The following is a 22,151-nucleotide window of genomic DNA, read 5'->3' as shown; positions in this document are numbered from 1 at the left end:
TGATATTGTTGTATATAAATTTAATAGATTAATAAAATATTTTTTAAAGTGATAGATTTTGTTTATATATTTTTATAATTTTTTTTACAGGTGATAATGATATGATTATTTCAATGAATAATTTTTTTTTTAAAAAAAAAAACGATTTTTCTAAATCAATTAAAAGTTATGTAACAAGACGGAGGAATATAAAAATACGAAATATAGAATATTTTTTAATGTGCTGGAATATGTATGGAATTAATGTTGATAATGTTCAATTAAAATTATCAGATTTTTTTTCTTTAAATCAACTCTATATTATAGAGATTGGATTTGGTGATGGACAATTATTTATAGAAAAAGCTTTAAATAATCCTCATATCAATTTTATTGGAATAGAAGTACATTTAAAAAGTGTATTAACAGCTATTAAGTATGCTTATATTAATAATCTTAAAAATGTGAAAATAATTTTTCATGATGCTGTTGAAGTTTTTATTTATATGATTCCTGATAAGATGATTAATATTTTACAAATATTTTTTCCGGATCCTTGGTTTAAAACTAAACATCATAAGAGAAGATTAATAAATAATTTTTTTATAATTTTAATTTTAAAAAAAATTATTTATAAAGGTTTTATACATATTGTAACAGATTGTCCGTTATATTCTAAACAAATACATGATTTATTTTCTTTATGTTCTAGATTTCGTCGTGTTTTTTTTGAAACAGCAATGGCTCCTCTTTTAGAGTTACAGGGTGACACTAAATTTAAAAAAAAAGCTTTTTTATTAAAAAAAAATATTTTTGATTATAAATATCAAGTTATTAATTAATCATAATGATCAAAAATTATTAATTGTTTTTTTAGTTTTATTGTTTATAAAAATATTGATAGTAATGAATTTAGTTTTTTTCGTCCATAATCAGTAACAGACCATGAATCGGTATTTTTTATTAAATATCTTTTTTTTATAGCTATAATAATTTTTTTAGCAATTTTATCTTTGTTCAGGTACGTTTGATTTTCAAAATCTTTATAATAAACTGGTTTTAATAATCGAAATTTATTTAAAAAGAATTCGAACGGAATATCTTTTTTAGAAACGATATATTTTTTTTGTATATATTTTTTTTGTGTGTAGATGTGATCATGTTTAGTTTTTATGGTACGAATGATTTGTTTATTTCGTTGGGTTATTTTTCCATGAGCTCCACATCCAATACCAATATAATCACCAAAATTCCAATAATTTAAATTATGTTTGCATTGATATTTTTTTTTTTTAGAATAAGAAGAAATTTCATATTGTATGTATCCATAATTTTTTAATAATTTTTTTCCTTCCTCGTGCATTATTTTTATTGTTTGAAGAGAAGGTAGATGAATATTTTGTGTATAAAATTTAGTATTTGGTTCAATATTTAACTGATACCACGATATATGTTCTGGTTTTAAAATAATAATTTGATATAAATCTTCTAAAGCGTTTTGAATAGTTTGCTGAGGAAGTCCGTAGATTAAATCTATATTTAAATTTTTATCTGTTATATGGCTAATAGAATTAATTAATTGAATAACTTTTTTTTTATTATATTTTCGTTCAATTTTTTTTAGCAAAATATCATTTAATGTTTGTACACCGATTGAAAACCTATTAATACCTGCGTAGTAGTATTCTACTAATTTAGTTATTTGATTGATATCCGGACTAATTTCTATGGATATTTCTATTTTTTCTGGAATATATATGATTTTTTTTATTTCCATTAATAGATATGAAAATGTACTACTTTTCAGCAAACTTGGTGTACCGCCTCCAATAAAAATTGATTTAATAGATCGATTTGATATGATCTTTATATCATTATTTAAATCTTGTAGTAAATGTTTTATATATGTTTTTTCTGATATTTTATATGAATATTTATATGAGTGAAAGTCACAATACGGACATTTTTTTATACACCAAGGTATATGAATATATAGACAAATAGGTGGTAATATATCTAATTTTGTATTATACATAGGATTTAAGATGAATTATTATATTTATTATGATGATAATTATTTAGGTGTGTTATTAGTATTGGTGATTTAAAAGAATATATGTATTTATTTTGAATTATGCTGAGTTGTTAGCCAACTATCAAGAATTATTTTAGCAGCAACGGAATGTATGCAATATGAATGATTTTTTTTTTTTACATAATTTTTTAAAAAAAAATTAGCTTCTGTAGTTGAATAATTTTCGTTATATAAAATAATATGTTTATTATATTTTTTATGTAGTATTTTGCTAAATTTTTTAATTTTTTTATTTATTTTTTTATTTATATTGTATGGATATCCGATAATTATATATTTTGGATTCCAATAATTAATTGTAGTGTTAATTTTTTCCCAAAACATATTTTTTTTATCGTTAGCAATGGATTGTAGTGGAACAGAATAGTTTAATTTTGTTTCTGCCATAGCTACACCGATAATTTTAGTGCCGTAATCAATAGATAATACGATCATATTTTTATTTTAATAATATTTATTATGGATGTTAAGTTAATAGCATTTATATTATCACATAGTCGTATTTTATATTAACTAATATTATTAAATATAATATATATAATATAGCATACATTAAGTTAATAAACAGATTATAAATAATTTTACTGATATGTGTACATAAATAAAATTATTTATCATGTCCATGATAATTATTCATTAAATTAAATAATTATCATGGATATTGTTTTATATATAAAATATATTATTTTCATAATATAAAATATTAATTATTATTTTTTATCAAAGATGATATTTTTGATTAGTATAATTATCGAATCTAGACCATTGACCGTTAAATGTTAACCGAATAGTGCCGGTAGGCCCGTTTCGTTGTTTACCGATGATAATTTCAGCAATGCCTTTAAATTCACTATTTTCATGATAGATTTCGTCTCTATAAATGAATAAGATTAAATCTGCATCTTGTTCTAATGAACCTGATTCTCTAAGATCTGAATTAACAGGTCTTTTATCAGATCTTTGTTCTAGCGATCGGTTTAATTGGGATAAAGCAATAATAGGAATATTTAATTCTTTTGCTAATGCTTTTAATGTTCTAGAAATTTCAGCTATTTCTAAAGTTCTATTTCCTGATAATGCTGGTATTTTTATTAATTGAAGATAATCAATCATAATTAAACTTAATCCATTATTTTTTCTATATATTTTACGTGAACGAGAACGAACTTCATTTGGAGTAAGTCCGGATGAATCATCTATATAGATATTTTTTTTTTTTAATAAAATACTTATAATACTAGATATTCTACTCCATTCTTCATCATTTAGTTGGCCAGTTCGAATTTTAGATTGATTAACTCTAGATAAAGAAGCTAACATACGAATCATAATTTGTTCTCCGGGCATTTCGAGACTAAAAATTAAAATTGGTTTTTCGTATAACATAGCTGTATTTTCGCATAAATTCATAGCAAAGGTTGTTTTACCCATGGACGGTCGAGCAGCAATAATTATTAAATCTGATTGCTGTAATCCAAATGTTTTTTTATTTAAGTCATGATATCCTGTATTTAATCCCGTTATTCCACTGTGAGGTTTTTTTAAAAGTTTTTCAATAGATTGAATAGTTGTATCTAAAATTTTTTCTATATTTTTTGGACCACTACCGTCTGTCGTGCGCGTTTCTGAAATTTTAAAAACACTAGATTCCGCATAATCTAATAATTCTATACTTGTTCGGCCTTTTGGATGATATCCGGCATACGCAATGTCATGAGCTGTTAAAATAATTTCACGTATAATGGCACGTTCACGGATTATTTCTGCATAAGAGATGATATTAGTAATACTAGGGGTATTTTTAGAAATCTCTGCTAAATAAGAAAATCTTCCTACGTTATTCAGTTCTCCTTTTTGCTCTAATGATTCCGATAAAGTAATTAAATCTATAGGAGATCCTTTTTCAATTAAATATTTCATTTCGCAGAAAATTATTTGATGTTGTCGACTATAAAAATCTTCAGTAACAATATATTCAGAAACTATGTCCCATTGTTGGTTATCTAACATTAATCCTCCTAATACAGATTGTTCTGCTTCTAATGAATGTGGAGGTATTTTAAATGATTTTTTATTGTTTATTAAATCTATCATAAATAGTTAATTCTCTTACATAAATTTTTAAATGTATATAATAATTTATTATGTAAATAATATTTTTATATCAAATATTGATATTTAAAAATAAAAGTTTTTATTAATAATTTATATATATAATATTTAATTATATTAAAAATATAAAACAAAAATATATAAAATATATATTTTTAAAGATATTAGTTATTTTGTTTTTTATCATTAGTGGTATTATTGATATATGAATTATTTATGATATAAGAGTAGTTATCTATAACAAACATAATGTAATAATATTATTATTATTTTATATTTAATATTTTATATATTTTTTGAAATAAATTTTCTATATTATTTGGACAATTTATATTTTTTAAAAAATATAATTTCCATTTTTTTGAATATGGTTGATTATAAAAAATATTTACCATGTGTTTTATTATATGAATTGTTTTTATTCCATTATTCTTTTCGTTGGTTATATAAGTTGACATTTTTTCAAAACATTGTTTAAGTTTCATATATTTTTTATGTAAAAATATTTTTTCGTCTATTTCATATAATAAGAGTGGATTTTTATATATTTCTCGACCCATCATAATACCATCTACATATTTTAAATGTTGTTGTATTTCTATAATAGATTTTATCCCGCCGTTTAAAATAATTTTTAAATTTGGAAAATCTTTTTTAATTTGATAAACATATTGATAGTTTAGCGCAGGTACATTACGATTTTTTTTTGGACTATTACATTTTAGGTCTGCGATCCTAGCGTGTATAATAAATTTGGTACAATATCTATTTTTAGATACTTGTTGAATAAAATTTTTAAGAAATTCATATTGATTATGTTTATTTGTTCCTAATCTAATTTTTAGACTAATGGGGGTTGGTACGGTAAAATATATAGATTTTATTAATAAATAAATCAATTTAGGTTGATGCATTAAACGTGCGCCAAAATTACCATATTGAGCATGTTTAGAAGGACAACCGATATTTAAATTTATCTCACTAAATCCCATGGAATATGCTATTTTTGCACATTCTTTAAAATGAATATGATTATTTCCTGCTAATTGAATAGCTAGTGGATTGATCATATTAACTTGATTGTTTGTAAATAAATTTTTATTATAGATCATTTCATGTGTTGTAATCATTTCGGTATATAAAAAGGTGAACCTTGTAAGTTGTCTATAGAAAAATAGACAATGTCGATCTGTATATTTTAACATAGGTGCAACAGAAAATTTATGTGAATTTTTTATTTGCATATTGGATTTTATATATTTTAGGTAGTAAAAATATAATATATTAAAAATATCTATATTTTTATATGGTTTATTTATAAAATAAGACATATATTTATCATATTAATTAGTATTAATATATAATAATATATATTATTATATATTTAATTTTAAAAAAAGCATTTATTTTAATGAAATTATTATTTATAATATGGTATAATTTAAGATTATAATAAATTTATATCAATTATATTTAGGTTAAATTGTATGGCAAGTAGAGGTGTAAATAAAGTAATTTTAATTGGTTATTTAGGACAAAATCCAGATGTACGTTATATGCCTAATGGAGGTGCTGTAGTAAATCTTAATATAGCTACTTCTGACACATGGAAAGATAAAAATACAGGTGAAATAAAAGAAAAAACTGAATGGCATCGTGTTGTTTTATTTGGTAAAATTGCTGAAATTTCGGGTCAATATTTAAAAAAGGGATCACAAGTGTATATTGAAGGATCTTTACAGACTCGTAAATGGAAAGATCAAAGCGGTATGGATCGTTATACTACTGAAATAGTAGTTAGTGTGACTGGTTCGATGCAAATGTTAGGTTCCCGTAATATTAATAATACATCGTCGTCATTATCTGTTTTAGAAACACAAGATATGTCAGATGATAGTACTTTATCTACAAAATCATCTATAGAAAATATTTCTCATAATATTTCTAATGAATTTAAGAATAAATCTCATTTAATAGATACGACTTCTAAAATTGATTTTGATGATGAAGATATTCCTTTTTAAATTATTTATTAAAATATAGTAGTATCCATATAAATATATTATTATGATTTAAATCATAGATAGATTTTTTATAAATTCATTTAAAATATTACAAAAAATAATAGGATGTGATAAAAATGGTGCGTGTTTAGCTCCGGTTATAACGCAAGAATTATTATTATTCCATAAATTATCTATTATTTTTTTTATTTTAATAGGTACTATGTTATCTAATTCTCCATATATTCGAAATGTCGGAATATTTGGGGATAATTTTGTATTTCTGTAGTCAATTGTTGTTAACCAGTGATATCCTATTTCAATTGCTTGTTTTGTTGGACTAGGATATTTTTTAAATAAAAATTTTTTAATTTTAAAATTATAAATATTGTTTATATTGATATCAATAACGTGTATTACGATAAATTTTAATAAAAATTTTTCATAATCTGTCAAAATATTTTTTTTTATTGAGTTTAATAGATTTATGGATATACCGGGCCATTTTTCTTCTTGTATAAAAAACGGTGATGAAGCAGTATAAATTACTGCTTGTGTATGCTTTGGATAATGTAATCCTAAATAATGTACAAATAATCCTCCTAATGACCATCCTAACCAGATAGCTTTTTTCGTTACTATTTTTAATAGCCTCGTAGATGTTTGTTCAAAATTCATAATTGGACAATGAATATTTTTTCCGAATCCAGGTAAATCAATAATATGTAAGGTAAAATTTCGTTTTAAGATAGGAATAATTTTATTCCAAACAACTGAATTTAATCCCCATCCATGTAACAAAACTAAATGTATTTTTCCATTTCCGAATATAGATTGACGTATTATTTTTTGCATTTTATTGGTATAATCATGTATATAATGAAAAACTTATTGAGATTTTTTTTATAAAAAAATACTTATATATTTTTTATTATTAGGAACACGTGTTTATTTATTTTTTAATTATATACAATAACATATTATATAGAATAATTCTATGATTACGATATCTGACTCAGCACAAAAATATATAATTAGTTTATTATCTAAAAAAAAAGTAGGAACGAATATTAGAGTTTTTGTTAATTCACCGGGTACTATGTATGCTGAATGCGGTATGGCATATTGTAGTAATCAAGATATTGATAATGTTAAAGATAAAAAAATTTCTTATATTAAATTTAAAATTTATTTTCGTAAATATTTAATACCATTTTTAAAAAATTCTAAAATAGATCTTATTACAAATGATTTAGGTTCAAAAATTACTTTGCATGCTCCAAATGCAAAATTATTAAAAAAATCGAAAAAATTTTCTCAATTAGAATGTAAAATAAAAAATTTTTTATATATTAAAATTAATCCGAAATTATTATTACATGGTGGTTCAGTAACTTTAATTAAAGTAAATAGTTTAGGTGTAGTTTTTTTAAAGTTTTTAGGGGGTTGTAATGGATGTTCAATGATTAATACTACTTTAAAGATTGGTATAGAAAAAAAATTAATAAAATATTTTCCTGAAATTTCAAGAATAGAAGATGTAACAGATCATATTTCAGGTCAACATTCATATTATTAATGATTATTATATTTATAAGAAGTATATAAATTATATCAAATTAATTATTGATATTTTACTTAGATAAATTTTTATGGTGAGAAAGGGATTCGAACCCTTGATACGTTTTATCGTATACATACTTTCCAGGCATGCTCTTTAAACCGCTCGGACATCTCACCGTGTGTCTATTATGAGTATAATACTATATATTACATAGTATGGAAAAGTATTTTTAAAATCAAGTTTTTTATTATTTTTATAGAGTTATAATTGTATACATATTTTATATTATTCTTGTAATTTAATTACATATATAAAAAAATTTGATTATATAGATGATTTATTATCATAATAATATATCCTATTTTAGGAGTTTGTATGAATCAATATAAGAAAAAAAATATTTTTTTAATTGGTCCCATGGGAGCTGGTAAAAGTACTATTGGTCGTCATTTATCTCGTTTTTTAAAGATGAAATTTTATGATTCTGATCATGAAATTGAAAAAAGAACAGGAGTAGATATAAATTGGGTTTTTGACGTAGAAGGTGAAGCTGAATTTCGTATACGAGAAGAAAAAATTGTTAATGAATTAACTAATAAAGTCGGTATAATATTATCTACAGGCGGGGGATCAGTACTTTCTGTAAAATCTAGAAATTTGTTAGTTTCTAGAGGATTTGTAGTTTATTTACGGACTACAGTAGAAGAGCAATTAGCAAGAACACATTTAGATAAAAAGAGACCTTTACTATCTCATATTTATAGTGAAGATAAAAAAATATTAAAATCATTATCAAAAATACGTGATCCGATTTATGAAAATATTTCTGATTTTATAGTTGATACAAATAATCAAAAAATATCTTTTATTGCATCTAGTATTATTAGGAATTTTCGTAATCTTATTGAGCATTAATTAATGTTTTAATTTAATTAGATTTTAAATAACATATAAGTTAGATAATTATGATATATAAAGTTAGTGTTAATTTACGTCGTAAAAGTTACGATATACATATTTATAATAAAATATCAAAAAATTTGTCTTTATCTACTATTTTCTTAAATAATAAGAATAGTGTTATTATTACTAATAACACTATTAATAAAGTTATTCTTACAAAAAAATTTTTTTATATTCATGATATTATAAAAAATATACCAGTTTTTATTATTAAAGATGGAGAATGTCATAAGAATTTAAGGGTAGTAGAAAAAATAATATATTTTTTATTAGATAAAACATATAGTCGTGATGTTACTTTAATTGCATTAGGTGGAGGTGTTATTGGTGATATTACTGGTTTTGTTGCATCAATATATCAAAGAGGAGTTAATTTTTTTCAGATTCCGACTACTTTATTAGCACAAGTTGACGCTTCTATAGGCGGCAAAACAGGTGTTAACCATAAATTAGGAAAAAATATGATAGGTTCGTTTTGGCAACCTAAAGGTGTATTTATTGATATAAATTTTTTATTGGCATTGCCTAAAGTGCATATTATTTCTGGAATAGCTGAAATTATAAAATACGCTATTATTTTTGATAAAAAATTTTTTATTTGGTTAGAAGAAAATTTATTTAAAATATTAAATTTACAAGAAAAAGAATTATTATTTTGTATCAATAAATGCTGTAAATTTAAAGCGTATGTAATTAAACATGATGAAAAAGAAAATAATATACGAGTTTTTCTGAATTTAGGACATAGCTTTGCTCACGCAATTGAAACATATACTGGATACGGGAAATGGTTGCATGGTTATGCAGTTTCTGTTGGTATTGTTATGGCAGCTTATTTATCTGTTCAGTTACATTTATTAGATGAAAATATTTTTTTTAGAATTGTAAAACTTCTTTACAATGCAGGATTACCAATCAAGGGTCCTAAAAACATGTTACCAGACGAGTATCTCGTCCTTATGTTACGAGATAAAAAAGTATTAAATAAAATGATGAGATTAGTTATTCCGGTATCACTTGGTAAAGTTCAACTTATTTCATCTGTATCCGAATCGGTATTATTAGATGTAATTCGTAAATGTCAGAATAAAATATATAATTTTTAATTTTTGGTATATAAAAATATATGTTCTTAACAATAAAAGTCTATTTTAATAAATTTTATAAAAATAAAGTTAGTTTTTTATATCAAAATATATTCATCGTAATTGAGGAAATTCATGAACAAGTTTTTGATTATTCCATCTATTTTATCTGCAAATTTTTGTTATTTAGGGCATGATATAAAAACTATGATACGTGCTGGTTGTGATTTAATTCATTTCGATGTAATGGATAATCACTATGTTCCTAATTTAACAATGGGTCCTTGTATATTAAAATCCATTAAAGATAATAAAATTAAGGTTTTATTTGACGTACATTTAATGGCTTCTCCTGTAGATTCTTTGATTCCTCTATTTTTTAATTTGAACGTTAAATTTATTACGATTCATCCTGAATCTACTAACCATCTAGATAAAACTATACAATTAATTAAAAAAATTGGTTGCAGTGTAGGTATAGCTTTAAATCCTGCAACTTCTTTACATCATTTAGATTATATAATAGAGAAGATAGATTTAATTTTAATTATGTCTGTGAATCCAGGTTTTGGTGGTCAAATTTTTTTATCATATATTTTAAAAAAAATTCAACACGTACGATATTTAATTAATAAAAAAAAAAAAAGTATTATACTTTCAGTGGACGGTGGTATTAATTTATCAAACATTGTTAAGATAATTCAATCAGGAGCCGATTATGTAGTAATTGGATCTACAATTTTTCATTCTCAGGATTATTTAAAAACAATAAAAGCACTTAAAGATATTGCTATTTTATAGCAATTGGTAATACCATATATAAGTAAGCATATTGTATATATATAAAATATAATTTTTAAGGATTATTAATGTATGTTAAATATTACAACACAAGATGTAATGTTTACAGGAATTCAACCTACGGGATTACTAACTCTTGGTAATTATTGTGGCACGATGTGTAATTGGAAAACTATACAAAAAAAGTATCAATGTTTTTTTTGTATTGCTGATTTACACGCTTTAACGACAAGAAATCATGATAATTATATTAAAAATAGTTTTTCTACGAGTATTTTAGATATGGTAGCGTTATATTTATCTTGCGGAGTTAATCCGAATGATAGTACAATTTTTGTACAATCTCATGTTTATACACATAGTCAATTATACTGGATTTTAAGTAATTTTATTTATTTTGGGGAATTATCGCGTATGACTCAATTTAAAAAAAAATTTTTAGTGGATAAAAAAAATATTAATTTATCTTTATTTTGTTATCCGGTATTAATGGCGGCGGATATTTTGTTGTATCGTACAGATGGTGTTTCCGTTGGTTTAGATCAAAAACAACATATTGAATTAGTTCAAAAAATTGCTCATCGTTTTAATTCTAAATATGGGAATATTTTTGTTATTCCTCATATTTTAAAAGAATCCAAAAAATATAAAATTATGGCTCTACAAGAACCTACAAAAAAAATGTCTAAATCAGATAAAAATTTTAACAATACAATTTTTTTATTAGATAATCTTGATTTGATACGGGCAAAATTATTGCGTTCATTGACTGATTCAGATCCTGTTTATTATATAAAATATGATATTTATAATAAACCTGGTATTTCTAATTTATTATCTATTCTTTCCGTTTTAACAAATAAAAATATTTCTATACTAGAATGTGAATTTAAAAATTATCGATATTATGATTTTAAAAAACAGTTATCAGAAATTGTATGTGATACAATTTCAAAAATACAGAAATTATATTTTAAATTTCGAAAAGATGAGGATTATTTAATTCATATACTTAAATTTGGTGCAAAAACTGCATTAGATATTAGTAAAAAAAATTTATATAACGTTTTACAAGTATTAGATTTATAGATACAATATTTGAGCATTATACAAAATAATTATAATATATAACTATTTTTTCAAGTATAATAATAATTATTATTATTATTTAATATTTTAATTATTAATAAACTATTTACATAAATATTTTATTAAATAATAAATCTTATTATATACAATTTATTGTTGTGGTTGGCATATGAATTATATTGTGTTTGTAACTGGTTTACCTTATGGTACACAAAATGCTATAACTGCTTTTTTATTTATTAAATCAATTATTTTATCAAATTTCTGTATAAAAAAAGTTTTTTTTTATGCTTCGGGCGTATATAACGCTAACTGCATGATGCATCCTCCCAAGCATGAATTTAATATATTACGTGGATGGATCCAGTTAAAAAAAAAATATAATATTTCTTTATGTGTTTGTCCTAGTTCTGCTTATAGGAGAGGAATTTTTTTAAGTGAATCTATGAATAAAATTGAAAAAATTCAACATAACGTTTCTTCTATATTTAACTGGATAACTTTAAGTGAATTATCTCATTCAATACATGATTGTGATCGTATTATACAATTTTAATTATAATAATAAATGAATTTTATGAAATCAGTTGCTTTTATTTTTTCGCGAGCTCCTCACGGGGATACTTTTAGTAAAGAAGGATTAGATTTGATTATTTCTTATTCTTTATTTAGCAATAAAATTGCTCTATTTTTTATTGATGATGGTGTATTACAGTTAATGCAATTTCAAAAACCGGAATTGATTTGTTTACATAACTATTCTCTTTCATTTAAAATTTTATTATTATATGAAATAAAAAATTTTTTTTTTTGTAAAAGATCAGCATATCAACGTGGTTTAAAAGATAATGATGATTTTTTGTTACCAGTAAAATTTTTGAATCGTGTATGTATTAAAAAAAAAATAAATCAATTTGATTTTATTTTTACATGGTGAGAATTAAAAATTATGTTACATATTTTATCAAATTCTCCATATAACATATCTATGTCTTCTTTATTATCATTTAGTTCAGTATTTGATGATTTAATATGTATTCAAGATGGCGTAATATTAAGTTTAGTAAATAATGATAATTCTAAAAAAATATATGATAATTTTAATTTAGTATATTTTTTGCAGGATGATTTGTCTGCTAGAGGATTATTGACTATAGCAAAAAAAAAACGTTTAATATTATCGAATTATCAAAGTTTTGTTTATTTGACCGCAGGTCACAAGTCGAACATGACTTGGTAAATAATTATTTTTAACAAAAATAATAGAGATATCTCTATATTGAATATTTTTAATTTAATATTATATACGTTGTATATAAATATAAAATATTTTGGGGAATATATGTCTACAATTAATCAATTAGTTCGTTATCCTAGATCACGAAAATTAGTAAAAACTAATGTACCTGCATTATCGGGTTGTCCGCAAAAACGAGGAGTATGTACTCGAGTATATACTACCACTCCTAAAAAACCAAATTCTGCATTAAGAAAAGTATGTCGTGTTCGATTAACTAATGGCTATGAAGTTACTGCATATATTGGAGGTGAAGGTCATAATTTGCAAGAACATTCTGTTATTTTGATTCGCGGAGGTAGAGTAAAAGATTTGCCTGGAGTACGGTATCATGTTGTGAGAGGTTCTTTAGATTGTTCCGGTGTTAAGGATCGAAAAAAAAGTCGATCTAAATACGGTGTTAAAAAAATAAAAATATAAATATTATTTAGGAGTTTAATTATGCCGCGTCGTCGTATAGTAGCTCAACGAAAGATTTTACCGGATCCTAAGTTCTCTTCGGATTTGTTAGCTAAATTTATTAATATATTAATGATTAATGGTAAAAAATCTCTTGCAGAAAAGATTGTGTATTCTGCTTTATCAGCTTTATCTAAAAAATTAAAAAAAAAAGAATTAGATATTTTTACACTTGCATTAAATAATGTCAAACCTTCTGTAGAAGTTAAATCTCGTCGTGTTGGAGGATCTACATATCAAGTTCCTATAGAAGTTCGTCCTACAAGAAAAAATACTTTAGCTATGCGATGGATAATTAGTGCAGCTCGTAAACGTATAGATAAATCAATGTCAGTTCGATTAACGAATGAGTTATTAGATGCAATAGATAATAAAGGATCAGCCGTACGAAAACGTGAAGAAGTTCATAAAATGGCTGACGCTAACAAGGCATTCGCACACTATCGTTGGTAAACTTAATTTATTTATAAATAATATTTCTATTTGAAATAAATTTTTTATTTTATTTTAGTAAGAATATACTACAAGGATTTTTATGGCGCGTATAACACCTATTACTCAATATCGAAATATTGGGATTAGTGCACACATTGATGCCGGTAAAACAACTACTACAGAACGTATATTATTTTATACTGGAATTAATTACAAGATTGGTGAAGTTCATGATGGTGCTGCTACCATGGATTGGATGGTACAAGAACAAGAACGTGGTATTACTATTACTTCAGCAGCTACTACTACTTTTTGGTCAGGTATGGCCAAACAATTTTTATCACATAGAATTAATATTATTGATACTCCAGGACATGTTGATTTTACCATCGAAGTAGAACGATCTATGCGAATATTAGATGGTGTTGTTATGATTTACTGTGCGGTTGGGGGTGTTCAGCCTCAATCTGAAACAGTTTGGAGACAAGCTAATAAATATAAAGTACCTAGAATCGCTTTTGTCAATAAAATGGATCGAATGGGTGCTAATTTTTTTAAAGTTGTTGATCAGATTCGTGAACGATTAAGTACTATTGCTGTTCCAATTCAATTAGCTATTGGAGCAGAAGAAAATTTTGAAGGTGTAATTGATTTAGTAAAAATGAAAGCAATTAAGTGGTCGGAACAAGATCAGGGAATAACTTTTCAATATTTAGATATTCCTCAAGAATTGTTATCTATTTCTAAAAAATGGCATATAAATTTAATAGAGATTGCTGCCGAAGCAAATGATCAATTAATGGAACAGTATTTACAAAATGAATATTTAAATGAAAAAGATATTAAAAAAGGATTAAGGATTAGAGCTTTAAATAATGAAATTACATTAATAACATGTGGATCAGCGTTTAAAAATAAAGGTGTACAAGCGTTATTAGATGCAATTATTGAGTATTTACCTTCACCTAAAGATACTGATGATATTAAAGATTTTGTTAAAGACAAGAATCATTTTAATTCTATTCATCGATCAGATGATTCGCAGCCTTTTTCCGCTTTAGCTTTTAAAATTGCATCTGATGCTTTTGTTGGGAATTTAACATTTTTTCGTGTTTATTCAGGAGTTGTCCGATCAGGAGATGTAGTTTTAAATTCTGTTAAGAATCATACTGAACGATTTGGTCGAATTGTTCAAATGCATGCTAATAAACGTGAAGAAATTAAGGAAGTTCGAGCGGGAGATATTGCTGCGGCGATTGGTTTAAAAAATGTTACAACAGGAGACACGTTATGTGATATCTCTTCTCCAGTTATTTTAGAAAAAATGGATTTTCCAGAACCAGTTATTTCTATTGCTGTCGAGCCAAAAACCAAGGCAGATCAGGAAAAAATGGGATTAGCATTAAATAGATTAGCTAAAGAAGATCCGTCTTTTCGAGTATGGACAGATCATGAATCTAATCAGACTATTGTTGCTGGAATGGGAGAATTGCATTTAGAGATCATTATTGATCGTATGAAACGTGAGTTTAAAGTAGACGCTAATATAGGTAAGCCTCAAGTTGCGTATCGTGAAACGATTTTAAAAGAAGTAGTTGATATTACCGGCAAACATATTAAACAATCTGGAGGAAGGGGTCAATATGGGCATGTAGTTATTGATATTTTTCCTTTAAAATCAAATAGTTCCGGATATTCTTTTGTGAATGATATTAAAGGCGGTTCAATTCCAGGAGAGTATATTTCAGCTATCGATAAAGGTATTCAAGAACAGTTAAAATCCGGTCCTTTAGCGGGATATCCGGTTGTAGATATCGGAGTTCGTTTGCACGATGGTTCATATCATGATGTTGATTCTTCTGAATTAGCCTTTAAATTAGCAGCTTCGTATGCATTTAAATCGGCTTTTAAACAAGCTAATCCGATTTTATTAGAACCAATTATGCAGGTAGAAGTAGAAACGCCTGAAGAATATATGGGAGATGTTATTGGAGATATTAACCGGCGACGTGGTATTATTGAAGGAATGGTTGATGATGCTATTGGAGGAAAAAATATTAGAGCATATATTCCTTTATCAGAAATGTTTGGTTATGCAACTGATTTAAGGTCTCAAACACAAGGTAGAGCTTCTTATTCTATGGAATTTATGAAATATATGGAAGCTCCTGCTATAATTCGTGATTCGATTATTTCAAATCGATCAGTTTAATATATATAAAAAATAATAACAATTTTAATAATTTTAATCGGTAGAAATTATTTAAATAATTAAGGACTAAGTTATGTCAAAAGAAAAATTTAATCGTTCTAAACCACATATTAATGTAGGAACTATTGGACATGTAGATCATGGTAAAACAACTTTAACAGCAGCAATTACAACTGTGTTATCGAAACGATTTGGTGGTACGGCTTGCGCGTTTGAACAAATAGATAACGCTCCAGAAGAAAAAGCTAGAGGTATAACTATAAATACTTCGCATGTTGAATATGACACGAATGTACGTCACTATGCTCATGTGGATTGTCCTGGTCACGCAGATTATATTAAAAATATGATTACTGGAGCTGCTCAAATGGATGGAGCAATATTAGTTGTAGCGGCAACTGATGGTCCAATGCCTCAAACTAGAGAACATATTTTATTAGGTAGACAAGTAGGTGTACCGCACATTATCGTATTTTTAAATAAATGTGATATGGTAGATGACGAAGAATTACTAGAATTAGTAGAAATGGAAGTTCGTGATTTATTAACTCAATATGATTTCCCCGGAGAAGATATTCCGATAATTCGTGGGTCAGCACTAAAAGCTTTGGAAGGTGATAAAGTTTGGGAAGATAAAATTATTGAATTAGCAGGTTATTTAGATACGTACATTCCGGTACCAATTAGAGCAATTGATGAACCGTTCTTATTACCAATAGAAGATGTTTTTTCAATTTCCGGTAGAGGTACTGTAGTAACTGGCCGTATTGAAAGAGGTGTTGTGAAAGTGGGTGAAGAAATTGAAATTGTTGGTATCAAATCAACTACTAAGACAATATGTACAGGTGTGGAAATGTTCCGTAAATTACTAGATGAAGGTCGTGCTGGAGAAAATGTCGGAATCTTATTAAGAGGTACTAAACGTGATGATATTGAGCGCGGACAAGTTCTAGCAAAACCCGGAACTATTCATCCTCATTTAAAATTTGAATCTGAAGTATATGTTTTATCTAAAGAAGAAGGTGGAAGACATACTCCTTTTTTTAAAGGATATCGTCCACAATTTTATTTTCGTACTACTGATGTTACAGGATCCATTGAATTACCGGATAATGTAGAAATGGTCATGCCTGGAGATAATATAAAAATAGTCGTTACTTTAATACATCCAATTGCGATGGCTGAAGGACTGCGTTTTGCAATTCGAGAAGGTGGGCGTACTGTCGGAGCAGGTGTAGTCACAAAAGTGATTGCATAATTTTTATATAAATTTTATTATGTATCAACATTTTAATATTTTGTCAAGAATAGAGTATTTTCTCTTTTCTTGATATTTTAATGGCTGAAATGCAGATATCTTGATATTTATGTAAAAAATTTTATTGTAATAAAGTGATTTTTAAATTTTTTAATAATCATATAACTTTAAATATAAAAATTTTATTCAATTAAATTTATGAAGGTAGATTTTTTTAATAAGGAGTTCTGTATTTATGCAGAATCAAAGAATTCGTATTCGTTTAAAAGCTTTTGATCATCGTTTAATTGATCAATCTACTACAGAAATTGTAGCTACAGCTAAACGCACCGGTGCTAAAGTATTAGGGCCTATACCCTTACCTACTCGTAAGGAACGGTTTACTATTTTAATATCACCGCATGTTAATAAAGATGCTCGAGATCAATATGAAATTAGAACTCATAAACGATTAATTGATATTGTAAAGCCGACAGAAAAAACTGTTGATGCTTTAATGCGTTTAGATCTTGCTGCGGGTGTTGATGTTCAAATTAGTTTAGATTAATTGAAAATAATCATAAAATATCAATGATTAACTAATAAGGTTACATAATCTATGATAGGTTTAGTTGGTAAAAAGTTAGGAATGACACGTATTTTTGCGGATGATAATTCATCAGTTCCAGTGACTGTTGTTGAAGTACTTGATAATGTGATAGTACAAATTAAATCATTAGAAACTGATAATTATGAATCTATTCAGGTTACTACAGGAACTAAAAATAAAAATAGAATTTTAAAACCAGAACGTGGTCATTTTATTAAAAATAATGTACCTGTTGGTAGAGGTTTATGGGAATTTAGATGTCAGAAAATATCACGATTTAAATACGGTCAAAGAATAACAATTGATTTTTTTAAAAATATTGCAAAAGTAGATGTGACGGGTATTACTAAAGGAAAAGGTTTTGCGGGTACAGTTAAACGTTGGAATTTTAGAATGCAAGATGCTACTCATGGTAATTCTTTATCTCATCGTGTACCAGGATCTATTGGTCAAAATCAGACCCCCGGTCATGTTTTTAAAGGTAAAAAAATGTCAGGTCATTTAGGTAACGTACGTAATACTATTCAAAATTTAAGAGTTATAAAAATAGATGCTATCAAAAAAATAATTTTGATTAAAGGTTCTGTTCCTGGTTTTATCGGCGGAGATGTAATATTAAAGCCTGCTGTGAAGAAAAAATAAAGGAGTATAAAAATATGGAAGTCGTATGTCATGATACTGGTGTAACATGTAGGTTACCTGAACGTATTTTTAATGTTTCATATAATGAACCGCTTATTCATCAAATTACAGTGGCTTATTTAGCTCGTAAAAGACAAGGTAGTAAAGCTCAGAAAAGTAGATCAGAGGTATCGGGATCAGGAAAAAAACCATGGAGACAAAAAGGAACGGGTAGGGCTCGTGCAGGATCATTAAGAAGTCCTATTTGGAGGTCTGGGGGTGTATCATTTGCAGCCAAACCTAAAAAATATCTACTAAAAATAAATAAAAAAATGTATCAAGGCGCTATAAAAAGTATTTTTTCGGAATTAATTAGACAAAATCGTTTATTTATATTTACAGATTTTGATATAAAATCTCCTAAAACGAAAGTTTTATATCAAAAATTACAATCTATGAATTTTAAACGTGTTTTAATTATTACTGATAATATAAGTCGTAATTTACTTTATGCATCTCGAAATTTGTATTTTGTATGTATTTTAAATGCACAATCTATTAATCCTATCAGTTTAATGTCGTATGATAACATTTTATTAACGGTATCGGCGATTAAAAAAATTAAGGTTATGTTTCGATGACTCTAACGGAAAGATTATTAAAAATAATATTAGCGCCGCATATTTCTGAAAAATCATCAAATAATATGCAGAAAAATAATACTGTAGTGATAAAAGTTTTAAAAAATTCTACTAAATGTGAAATTAAATCAGCTATTGAAAAAATTTTTAATATTAAAGTATATAAAATCAATACATTAATCGTTAAAGGTAAAAGAAAACGTCAAAAAAATAAGATATTTAAACGTAGTGATTGGAAAAAAGCATATATTGTTTTACAATCCGGTCAAAATTTGGAGTTTTTAGGACATTCTAAATAAATATAATAGGAGTTTATATGGCTGTTATAAAATGTAAACCAACATCACCTGGCAGGCGTCATGTAATAAAAGTTGTTCATCCTAATTTATACAAAGGCAGACCTTATGCTCCTTTATTACATAAAAAAAATAAAACAGGAGGTAGAAATAATTATGGTCGCATAACTATGCGTCATATAGGCGGCGGACATAAAAGATTATATCGTTGTATTGATTTTAAAAGATGTAAGGATAATATTAAAGCGACAGTTCAAAGAATTGAATATGATCCTAATCGATCATCTAATATAGTTTTATTGTTATATCGTGACGGTACTAGAAGTTATATTTTGGAACCTAAAGGTATTAAAGTAGGTGATATTATAGAATCTGGATCTTCTGCTTCTATTATGTTAGGAAATTCTTTACCATTAAAGAATATTCCGACTGGAACTATCATACATAATATTGAAATGAAAATTGGTAAAGGAGGTCAAATTGCTAGATCTGCAGGTAATTATGCTCAATTAATTTCTAAAGAAGATCGGTATGTAATTATTCGTTTACGTTCAGGAGAATTAAGAAAAATTCATATAGAATGTCGCGCTACTATAGGTGAAGTAGGTAATTCAGAGCATATGTTACGTATTTTAGGAAAAGCTGGTGCTACTCGTCGATTTGGTGTTAGACCTACTGTACGGGGTACAGCCATGAATCCTGTTGATCATCCGCACGGAGGTGGTGAAGGAAGAAATTTTGGTAAACATCCTGTTAGTCCGTGGGGTTTAAAAACAAAAGGTAAAAAAACTAGAAAAAATAAACGAACTGAAAGATTTATTATACGTCATAGAAAAAAATAATTATATAGGATAAACTTATGCCTCGTTCGCTTAGAAAAGGACCTTTTATTGATGCTCATTTATTAAATAAGATTCAAAAATCATTAAAAGAAGGAAAAAAAAAACCAATTCGTACATGGTCTCGACGATCTACTATTTTTCCAAATATGATTGGTTTAACTATATTAGTACATAATGGTCGTAATCATGTTCCAGTGTTTGTTATAGAAGAAATGGTAGGTCATAAATTGGGAGAGTTTTCTGTTACGAGAACTTATAGAGGGCATATTGCAGATAAAAAAATTAAAAAACCACTTAAATAAAAAAATAAAGAAATATAATATGAATATATTAGCTAAATATAATCAAATTCGTTCTTCTGCTCAAAAAATTCGTTTAGTTGCTAATATTATTCGCGGTAAAAATGCATTATTAGCATTACGTATTTTGTCGAATTTAAATAAAAAATCAGCTTTTTTAATAAAAAAATTATTGCAGTCTGCAATTTCTAATGCGGAACATAATTACGGTTGTAATATAAAAATATTGATTATTTCAAAAATTTTTGTTGATGGCGGTAGTAGTTTAAAGCGTATGATGCCTCGAGCAAAAGGTAGGGCTGATCGAATTTTAAAAAGAACTAGTCATATGACAATTATTTTATCTGATGTTATACATTCTGGAGGATAGTAATGGGCCAAAAAGTACATCCTAATGGTATGCGATTAGGTATTATTAGAACTTGGAATTCTATTTGGTTTGCTAGTAAAAAAGAATTTCCTAACTATATAGATAGTGATTTTAAAGTCCGTAGTTTTATAATGAAAAAATTAATAACAGCTTTGATTTCAAAAATTGTTATTGAACGATTATCAAAAAGTATTAAACTAACTATATATACAGCTAGGCCTGGAATTGTCATCGGCAAAAAAGGTGAAGATGTTGAAAAATTACGTATCGAAATTTCTAAATTAACTAATGTACCGACTCAAATTAATATTTCGGAAATTAGAAAACCGGAATTAGATGCTAGATTGGTAGCTGATAATATCGCTTCACAGTTAGAAAGACGGATTATGTTTCGTCGAGCTATGAAGCGTTCAGTACAAAATGCTATTCGACAAGGAGCTAAAGGGATCAAAGTTGAAATAAGTGGTAGGTTAGGAGGTGTTGAAATTGCACGTAGGGAATGGTATCGAGAAGGTAGAGTGCCTTTGCATACATTAAGGGCGGATATTGAATATAGTACTTCAGAAGCACATACCACGTACGGCGTGATTGGTGTTAAAGTATGGATTTTTAAAGGCGAAATATTAGGTGATATGGTTTTAAGTCATAAACAAGATAAAAAAAAATTTAATTCAATGAAAAAATTTTCCCGCAAATATCGTAGGTAATATTATGGAGATTTATCTATATGTTACAACCAAAACGTACAAAATTTCGAAAAATGCACAAAGGAAAAAATCGAGGTTTATCTGTTGATAATAAAATTAGTTTTGGAACATACGGTTTGAAAGCTATTGATAGAGGTCGATTAACGTCTCGACAAATTGAATCTGCTCGTAGAACAATTACTAGGTCAGTAAAACGTCAAGGTAAAATGTGGATCCGTGTTTTTCCAGATAAACCCATTACACAAAAACCTCTAGAAGTACGTATGGGCAAAGGTAAAGGTAATGTTGAATATTGGGTAGCTTTAGTGCAGCCAGGTAAAATATTATATGAAGTTGAAGGTATATCAGAACAAGAATCTAGATCTGTATTTAAACGCGCTTCATCAAAACTACCTATTAAAACTATTTTTGTTTCTAAATCGGTAATGTAATTT

The 22,151-nt window shown here is 26.3% G+C and carries 28 protein-coding genes and 1 tRNA gene; 23 read left to right on the top strand and 6 right to left on the bottom strand.

Annotation, left to right across the window (positions count from 1 at the left end):
- The first annotated feature begins 101 nt into the window (after positions 1-101).
- The gene (gene trmB, locus APCICUMA2628_RS01860; RefSeq protein ID WP_154027709.1) at positions 102-821 is read left to right on the top strand and encodes a tRNA (guanosine(46)-N7)-methyltransferase TrmB; all 720 of its coding nucleotides are present in this window, start codon (positions 102-104) and stop codon (positions 819-821) included.
- Between the two features lie 44 nt (positions 822-865).
- On the opposite strand, the gene hemW is transcribed toward trmB, so the two are convergent.
- From hemW to dusA, 4 genes are all read right to left on the bottom strand, one after another.
- Positions 866-2,014, bottom strand: a complete 1,149-nt coding sequence (hemW, locus tag APCICUMA2628_RS01855) for a radical SAM family heme chaperone HemW (protein WP_154027707.1) — start codon at positions 2,012-2,014, stop codon at positions 866-868.
- Positions 2,015-2,101: 87 nt separating this feature from the next.
- A complete protein-coding gene (gene ruvX, locus APCICUMA2628_RS01850) occupies positions 2,102-2,509 on the bottom strand; it encodes a Holliday junction resolvase RuvX (protein ID WP_154027705.1) in 408 nt (135 codons plus the stop codon).
- Positions 2,510-2,794: 285 nt separating this feature from the next.
- Positions 2,795-4,168 carry a replicative DNA helicase gene (gene dnaB / locus APCICUMA2628_RS01845; protein WP_154027703.1) on the bottom strand — a complete coding sequence of 458 codons (1,374 nt, stop codon included), beginning with the start codon at positions 4,166-4,168 and terminating at the stop codon, positions 2,795-2,797.
- 284 nt (positions 4,169-4,452) lie between these two features.
- Positions 4,453-5,517: a tRNA dihydrouridine(20/20a) synthase DusA gene (dusA, locus tag APCICUMA2628_RS01840; RefSeq protein WP_154027701.1), complete on the bottom strand. Its 1,065-nt coding sequence runs from the start codon at positions 5,515-5,517 to the stop codon at positions 4,453-4,455.
- Between the two features lie 156 nt (positions 5,518-5,673).
- Between dusA and ssb the strand changes: the two genes are divergently transcribed.
- Positions 5,674-6,210, top strand: coding sequence for a single-stranded DNA-binding protein (gene ssb, locus APCICUMA2628_RS01835; RefSeq protein ID WP_154027699.1), 537 nt, complete (start codon positions 5,674-5,676; stop codon positions 6,208-6,210).
- 48 nt (positions 6,211-6,258) lie between these two features.
- On the opposite strand, the gene APCICUMA2628_RS01830 is transcribed toward ssb, so the two are convergent.
- Positions 6,259-7,044 carry an alpha/beta fold hydrolase gene (locus tag APCICUMA2628_RS01830; protein ID WP_154027697.1) on the bottom strand — a complete coding sequence of 262 codons (786 nt, stop codon included), beginning with the start codon at positions 7,042-7,044 and terminating at the stop codon, positions 6,259-6,261.
- 142 nt (positions 7,045-7,186) lie between these two features.
- Between APCICUMA2628_RS01830 and APCICUMA2628_RS01825 the strand changes: the two genes are divergently transcribed.
- The gene (locus APCICUMA2628_RS01825; protein ID WP_154027695.1) at positions 7,187-7,768 is read left to right on the top strand and encodes an NfuA family Fe-S biogenesis protein; all 582 of its coding nucleotides are present in this window, start codon (positions 7,187-7,189) and stop codon (positions 7,766-7,768) included.
- 74 nt (positions 7,769-7,842) lie between these two features.
- Here APCICUMA2628_RS01825 and APCICUMA2628_RS01820 read toward each other — a convergent pair.
- A tRNA-Ser gene (locus APCICUMA2628_RS01820) sits at positions 7,843-7,929 on the bottom strand.
- A gap of 199 nt (positions 7,930-8,128) precedes the next feature.
- Between APCICUMA2628_RS01820 and aroK the strand changes: the two genes are divergently transcribed.
- The 20 genes from aroK (at position 8,129) to rplP (ending at position 22,148) form a co-directional block, all read left to right on the top strand.
- A complete protein-coding gene (gene aroK, locus APCICUMA2628_RS01815; protein ID WP_154027693.1) occupies positions 8,129-8,668 on the top strand; it encodes a shikimate kinase AroK in 540 nt (179 codons plus the stop codon).
- Between the two features lie 50 nt (positions 8,669-8,718).
- A complete protein-coding gene (gene aroB / locus APCICUMA2628_RS01810) occupies positions 8,719-9,822 on the top strand; it encodes a 3-dehydroquinate synthase (protein ID WP_154027691.1) in 1,104 nt (367 codons plus the stop codon).
- A 114-nt stretch (positions 9,823-9,936) separates the two neighbouring features.
- Positions 9,937-10,602 (top strand): ribulose-phosphate 3-epimerase, encoded by a 666-nt coding sequence (gene rpe / locus APCICUMA2628_RS01805; RefSeq protein ID WP_154027689.1) that lies wholly within the window; start codon positions 9,937-9,939, stop codon positions 10,600-10,602.
- Positions 10,603-10,674: 72 nt separating this feature from the next.
- Positions 10,675-11,691 carry a tryptophan--tRNA ligase gene (trpS, locus tag APCICUMA2628_RS01800; protein ID WP_154027687.1) on the top strand — a complete coding sequence of 339 codons (1,017 nt, stop codon included), beginning with the start codon at positions 10,675-10,677 and terminating at the stop codon, positions 11,689-11,691.
- A gap of 169 nt (positions 11,692-11,860) precedes the next feature.
- Entirely contained in the window at positions 11,861-12,247 is a 387-nt protein-coding gene (tusD, locus tag APCICUMA2628_RS01795; RefSeq protein WP_154027685.1) for a sulfurtransferase complex subunit TusD, read from the top strand.
- Between the two features lie 21 nt (positions 12,248-12,268).
- On the top strand, positions 12,269-12,628 hold the full coding sequence (tusC, locus tag APCICUMA2628_RS01790) for a sulfurtransferase complex subunit TusC (RefSeq protein ID WP_154027683.1): 360 nt from the start codon (positions 12,269-12,271) through the stop codon (positions 12,626-12,628).
- A 12-nt stretch (positions 12,629-12,640) separates the two neighbouring features.
- Positions 12,641-12,931, top strand: coding sequence for a sulfurtransferase complex subunit TusB (gene tusB, locus APCICUMA2628_RS01785; RefSeq protein WP_154027681.1), 291 nt, complete (start codon positions 12,641-12,643; stop codon positions 12,929-12,931).
- Between the two features lie 102 nt (positions 12,932-13,033).
- On the top strand, positions 13,034-13,408 hold the full coding sequence (gene rpsL, locus APCICUMA2628_RS01780; protein WP_154027679.1) for a 30S ribosomal protein S12: 375 nt from the start codon (positions 13,034-13,036) through the stop codon (positions 13,406-13,408).
- Positions 13,409-13,429: 21 nt separating this feature from the next.
- Positions 13,430-13,900: a 30S ribosomal protein S7 gene (rpsG, locus tag APCICUMA2628_RS01775; protein ID WP_154027677.1), complete on the top strand. Its 471-nt coding sequence runs from the start codon at positions 13,430-13,432 to the stop codon at positions 13,898-13,900.
- An 82-nt stretch (positions 13,901-13,982) separates the two neighbouring features.
- Complete coding sequence (gene fusA / locus APCICUMA2628_RS01770; protein ID WP_154027675.1) at positions 13,983-16,094, top strand: elongation factor G; 2,112 nt, start codon at positions 13,983-13,985, stop codon at positions 16,092-16,094.
- A 73-nt stretch (positions 16,095-16,167) separates the two neighbouring features.
- Positions 16,168-17,352 (top strand): elongation factor Tu, encoded by a 1,185-nt coding sequence (gene tuf / locus APCICUMA2628_RS01765; protein WP_154027673.1) that lies wholly within the window; start codon positions 16,168-16,170, stop codon positions 17,350-17,352.
- Positions 17,353-17,587: 235 nt separating this feature from the next.
- Positions 17,588-17,899 (top strand): 30S ribosomal protein S10, encoded by a 312-nt coding sequence (rpsJ, locus tag APCICUMA2628_RS01760; RefSeq protein ID WP_154027671.1) that lies wholly within the window; start codon positions 17,588-17,590, stop codon positions 17,897-17,899.
- A 51-nt stretch (positions 17,900-17,950) separates the two neighbouring features.
- On the top strand, positions 17,951-18,583 hold the full coding sequence (gene rplC, locus APCICUMA2628_RS01755; RefSeq protein ID WP_154027669.1) for a 50S ribosomal protein L3: 633 nt from the start codon (positions 17,951-17,953) through the stop codon (positions 18,581-18,583).
- 14 nt (positions 18,584-18,597) lie between these two features.
- The gene (gene rplD / locus APCICUMA2628_RS01750) at positions 18,598-19,203 is read left to right on the top strand and encodes a 50S ribosomal protein L4 (RefSeq protein WP_154027667.1); all 606 of its coding nucleotides are present in this window, start codon (positions 18,598-18,600) and stop codon (positions 19,201-19,203) included.
- Positions 19,200-19,502: a 50S ribosomal protein L23 gene (gene rplW, locus APCICUMA2628_RS01745; RefSeq protein WP_154027665.1), complete on the top strand. Its 303-nt coding sequence runs from the start codon at positions 19,200-19,202 to the stop codon at positions 19,500-19,502. Before rplD ends, rplW begins: the two co-directional genes overlap by 4 nt.
- A gap of 17 nt (positions 19,503-19,519) precedes the next feature.
- The gene (rplB, locus tag APCICUMA2628_RS01740; RefSeq protein ID WP_154027663.1) at positions 19,520-20,341 is read left to right on the top strand and encodes a 50S ribosomal protein L2; all 822 of its coding nucleotides are present in this window, start codon (positions 19,520-19,522) and stop codon (positions 20,339-20,341) included.
- Positions 20,342-20,358: 17 nt separating this feature from the next.
- Positions 20,359-20,643, top strand: a complete 285-nt coding sequence (rpsS, locus tag APCICUMA2628_RS01735; RefSeq protein WP_154027661.1) for a 30S ribosomal protein S19 — start codon at positions 20,359-20,361, stop codon at positions 20,641-20,643.
- 19 nt (positions 20,644-20,662) lie between these two features.
- Positions 20,663-21,010 carry a 50S ribosomal protein L22 gene (rplV, locus tag APCICUMA2628_RS01730; RefSeq protein ID WP_154027659.1) on the top strand — a complete coding sequence of 116 codons (348 nt, stop codon included), beginning with the start codon at positions 20,663-20,665 and terminating at the stop codon, positions 21,008-21,010.
- A 2-nt stretch (positions 21,011-21,012) separates the two neighbouring features.
- The gene (gene rpsC / locus APCICUMA2628_RS01725) at positions 21,013-21,717 is read left to right on the top strand and encodes a 30S ribosomal protein S3 (protein ID WP_154027657.1); all 705 of its coding nucleotides are present in this window, start codon (positions 21,013-21,015) and stop codon (positions 21,715-21,717) included.
- 20 nt (positions 21,718-21,737) lie between these two features.
- Positions 21,738-22,148, top strand: a complete 411-nt coding sequence (gene rplP, locus APCICUMA2628_RS01720; RefSeq protein WP_154027655.1) for a 50S ribosomal protein L16 — start codon at positions 21,738-21,740, stop codon at positions 22,146-22,148.
- Positions 22,149-22,151 lie beyond the last annotated feature (3 nt).

The organism is Buchnera aphidicola (Cinara cuneomaculata), from assembly GCF_900698865.1.
Taxonomy (GTDB): domain Bacteria; phylum Pseudomonadota; class Gammaproteobacteria; order Enterobacterales; family Enterobacteriaceae; genus Buchnera_F; species Buchnera_F aphidicola_AA.
This window is presented reverse-complemented; position numbering and strand designations above follow the sequence as displayed.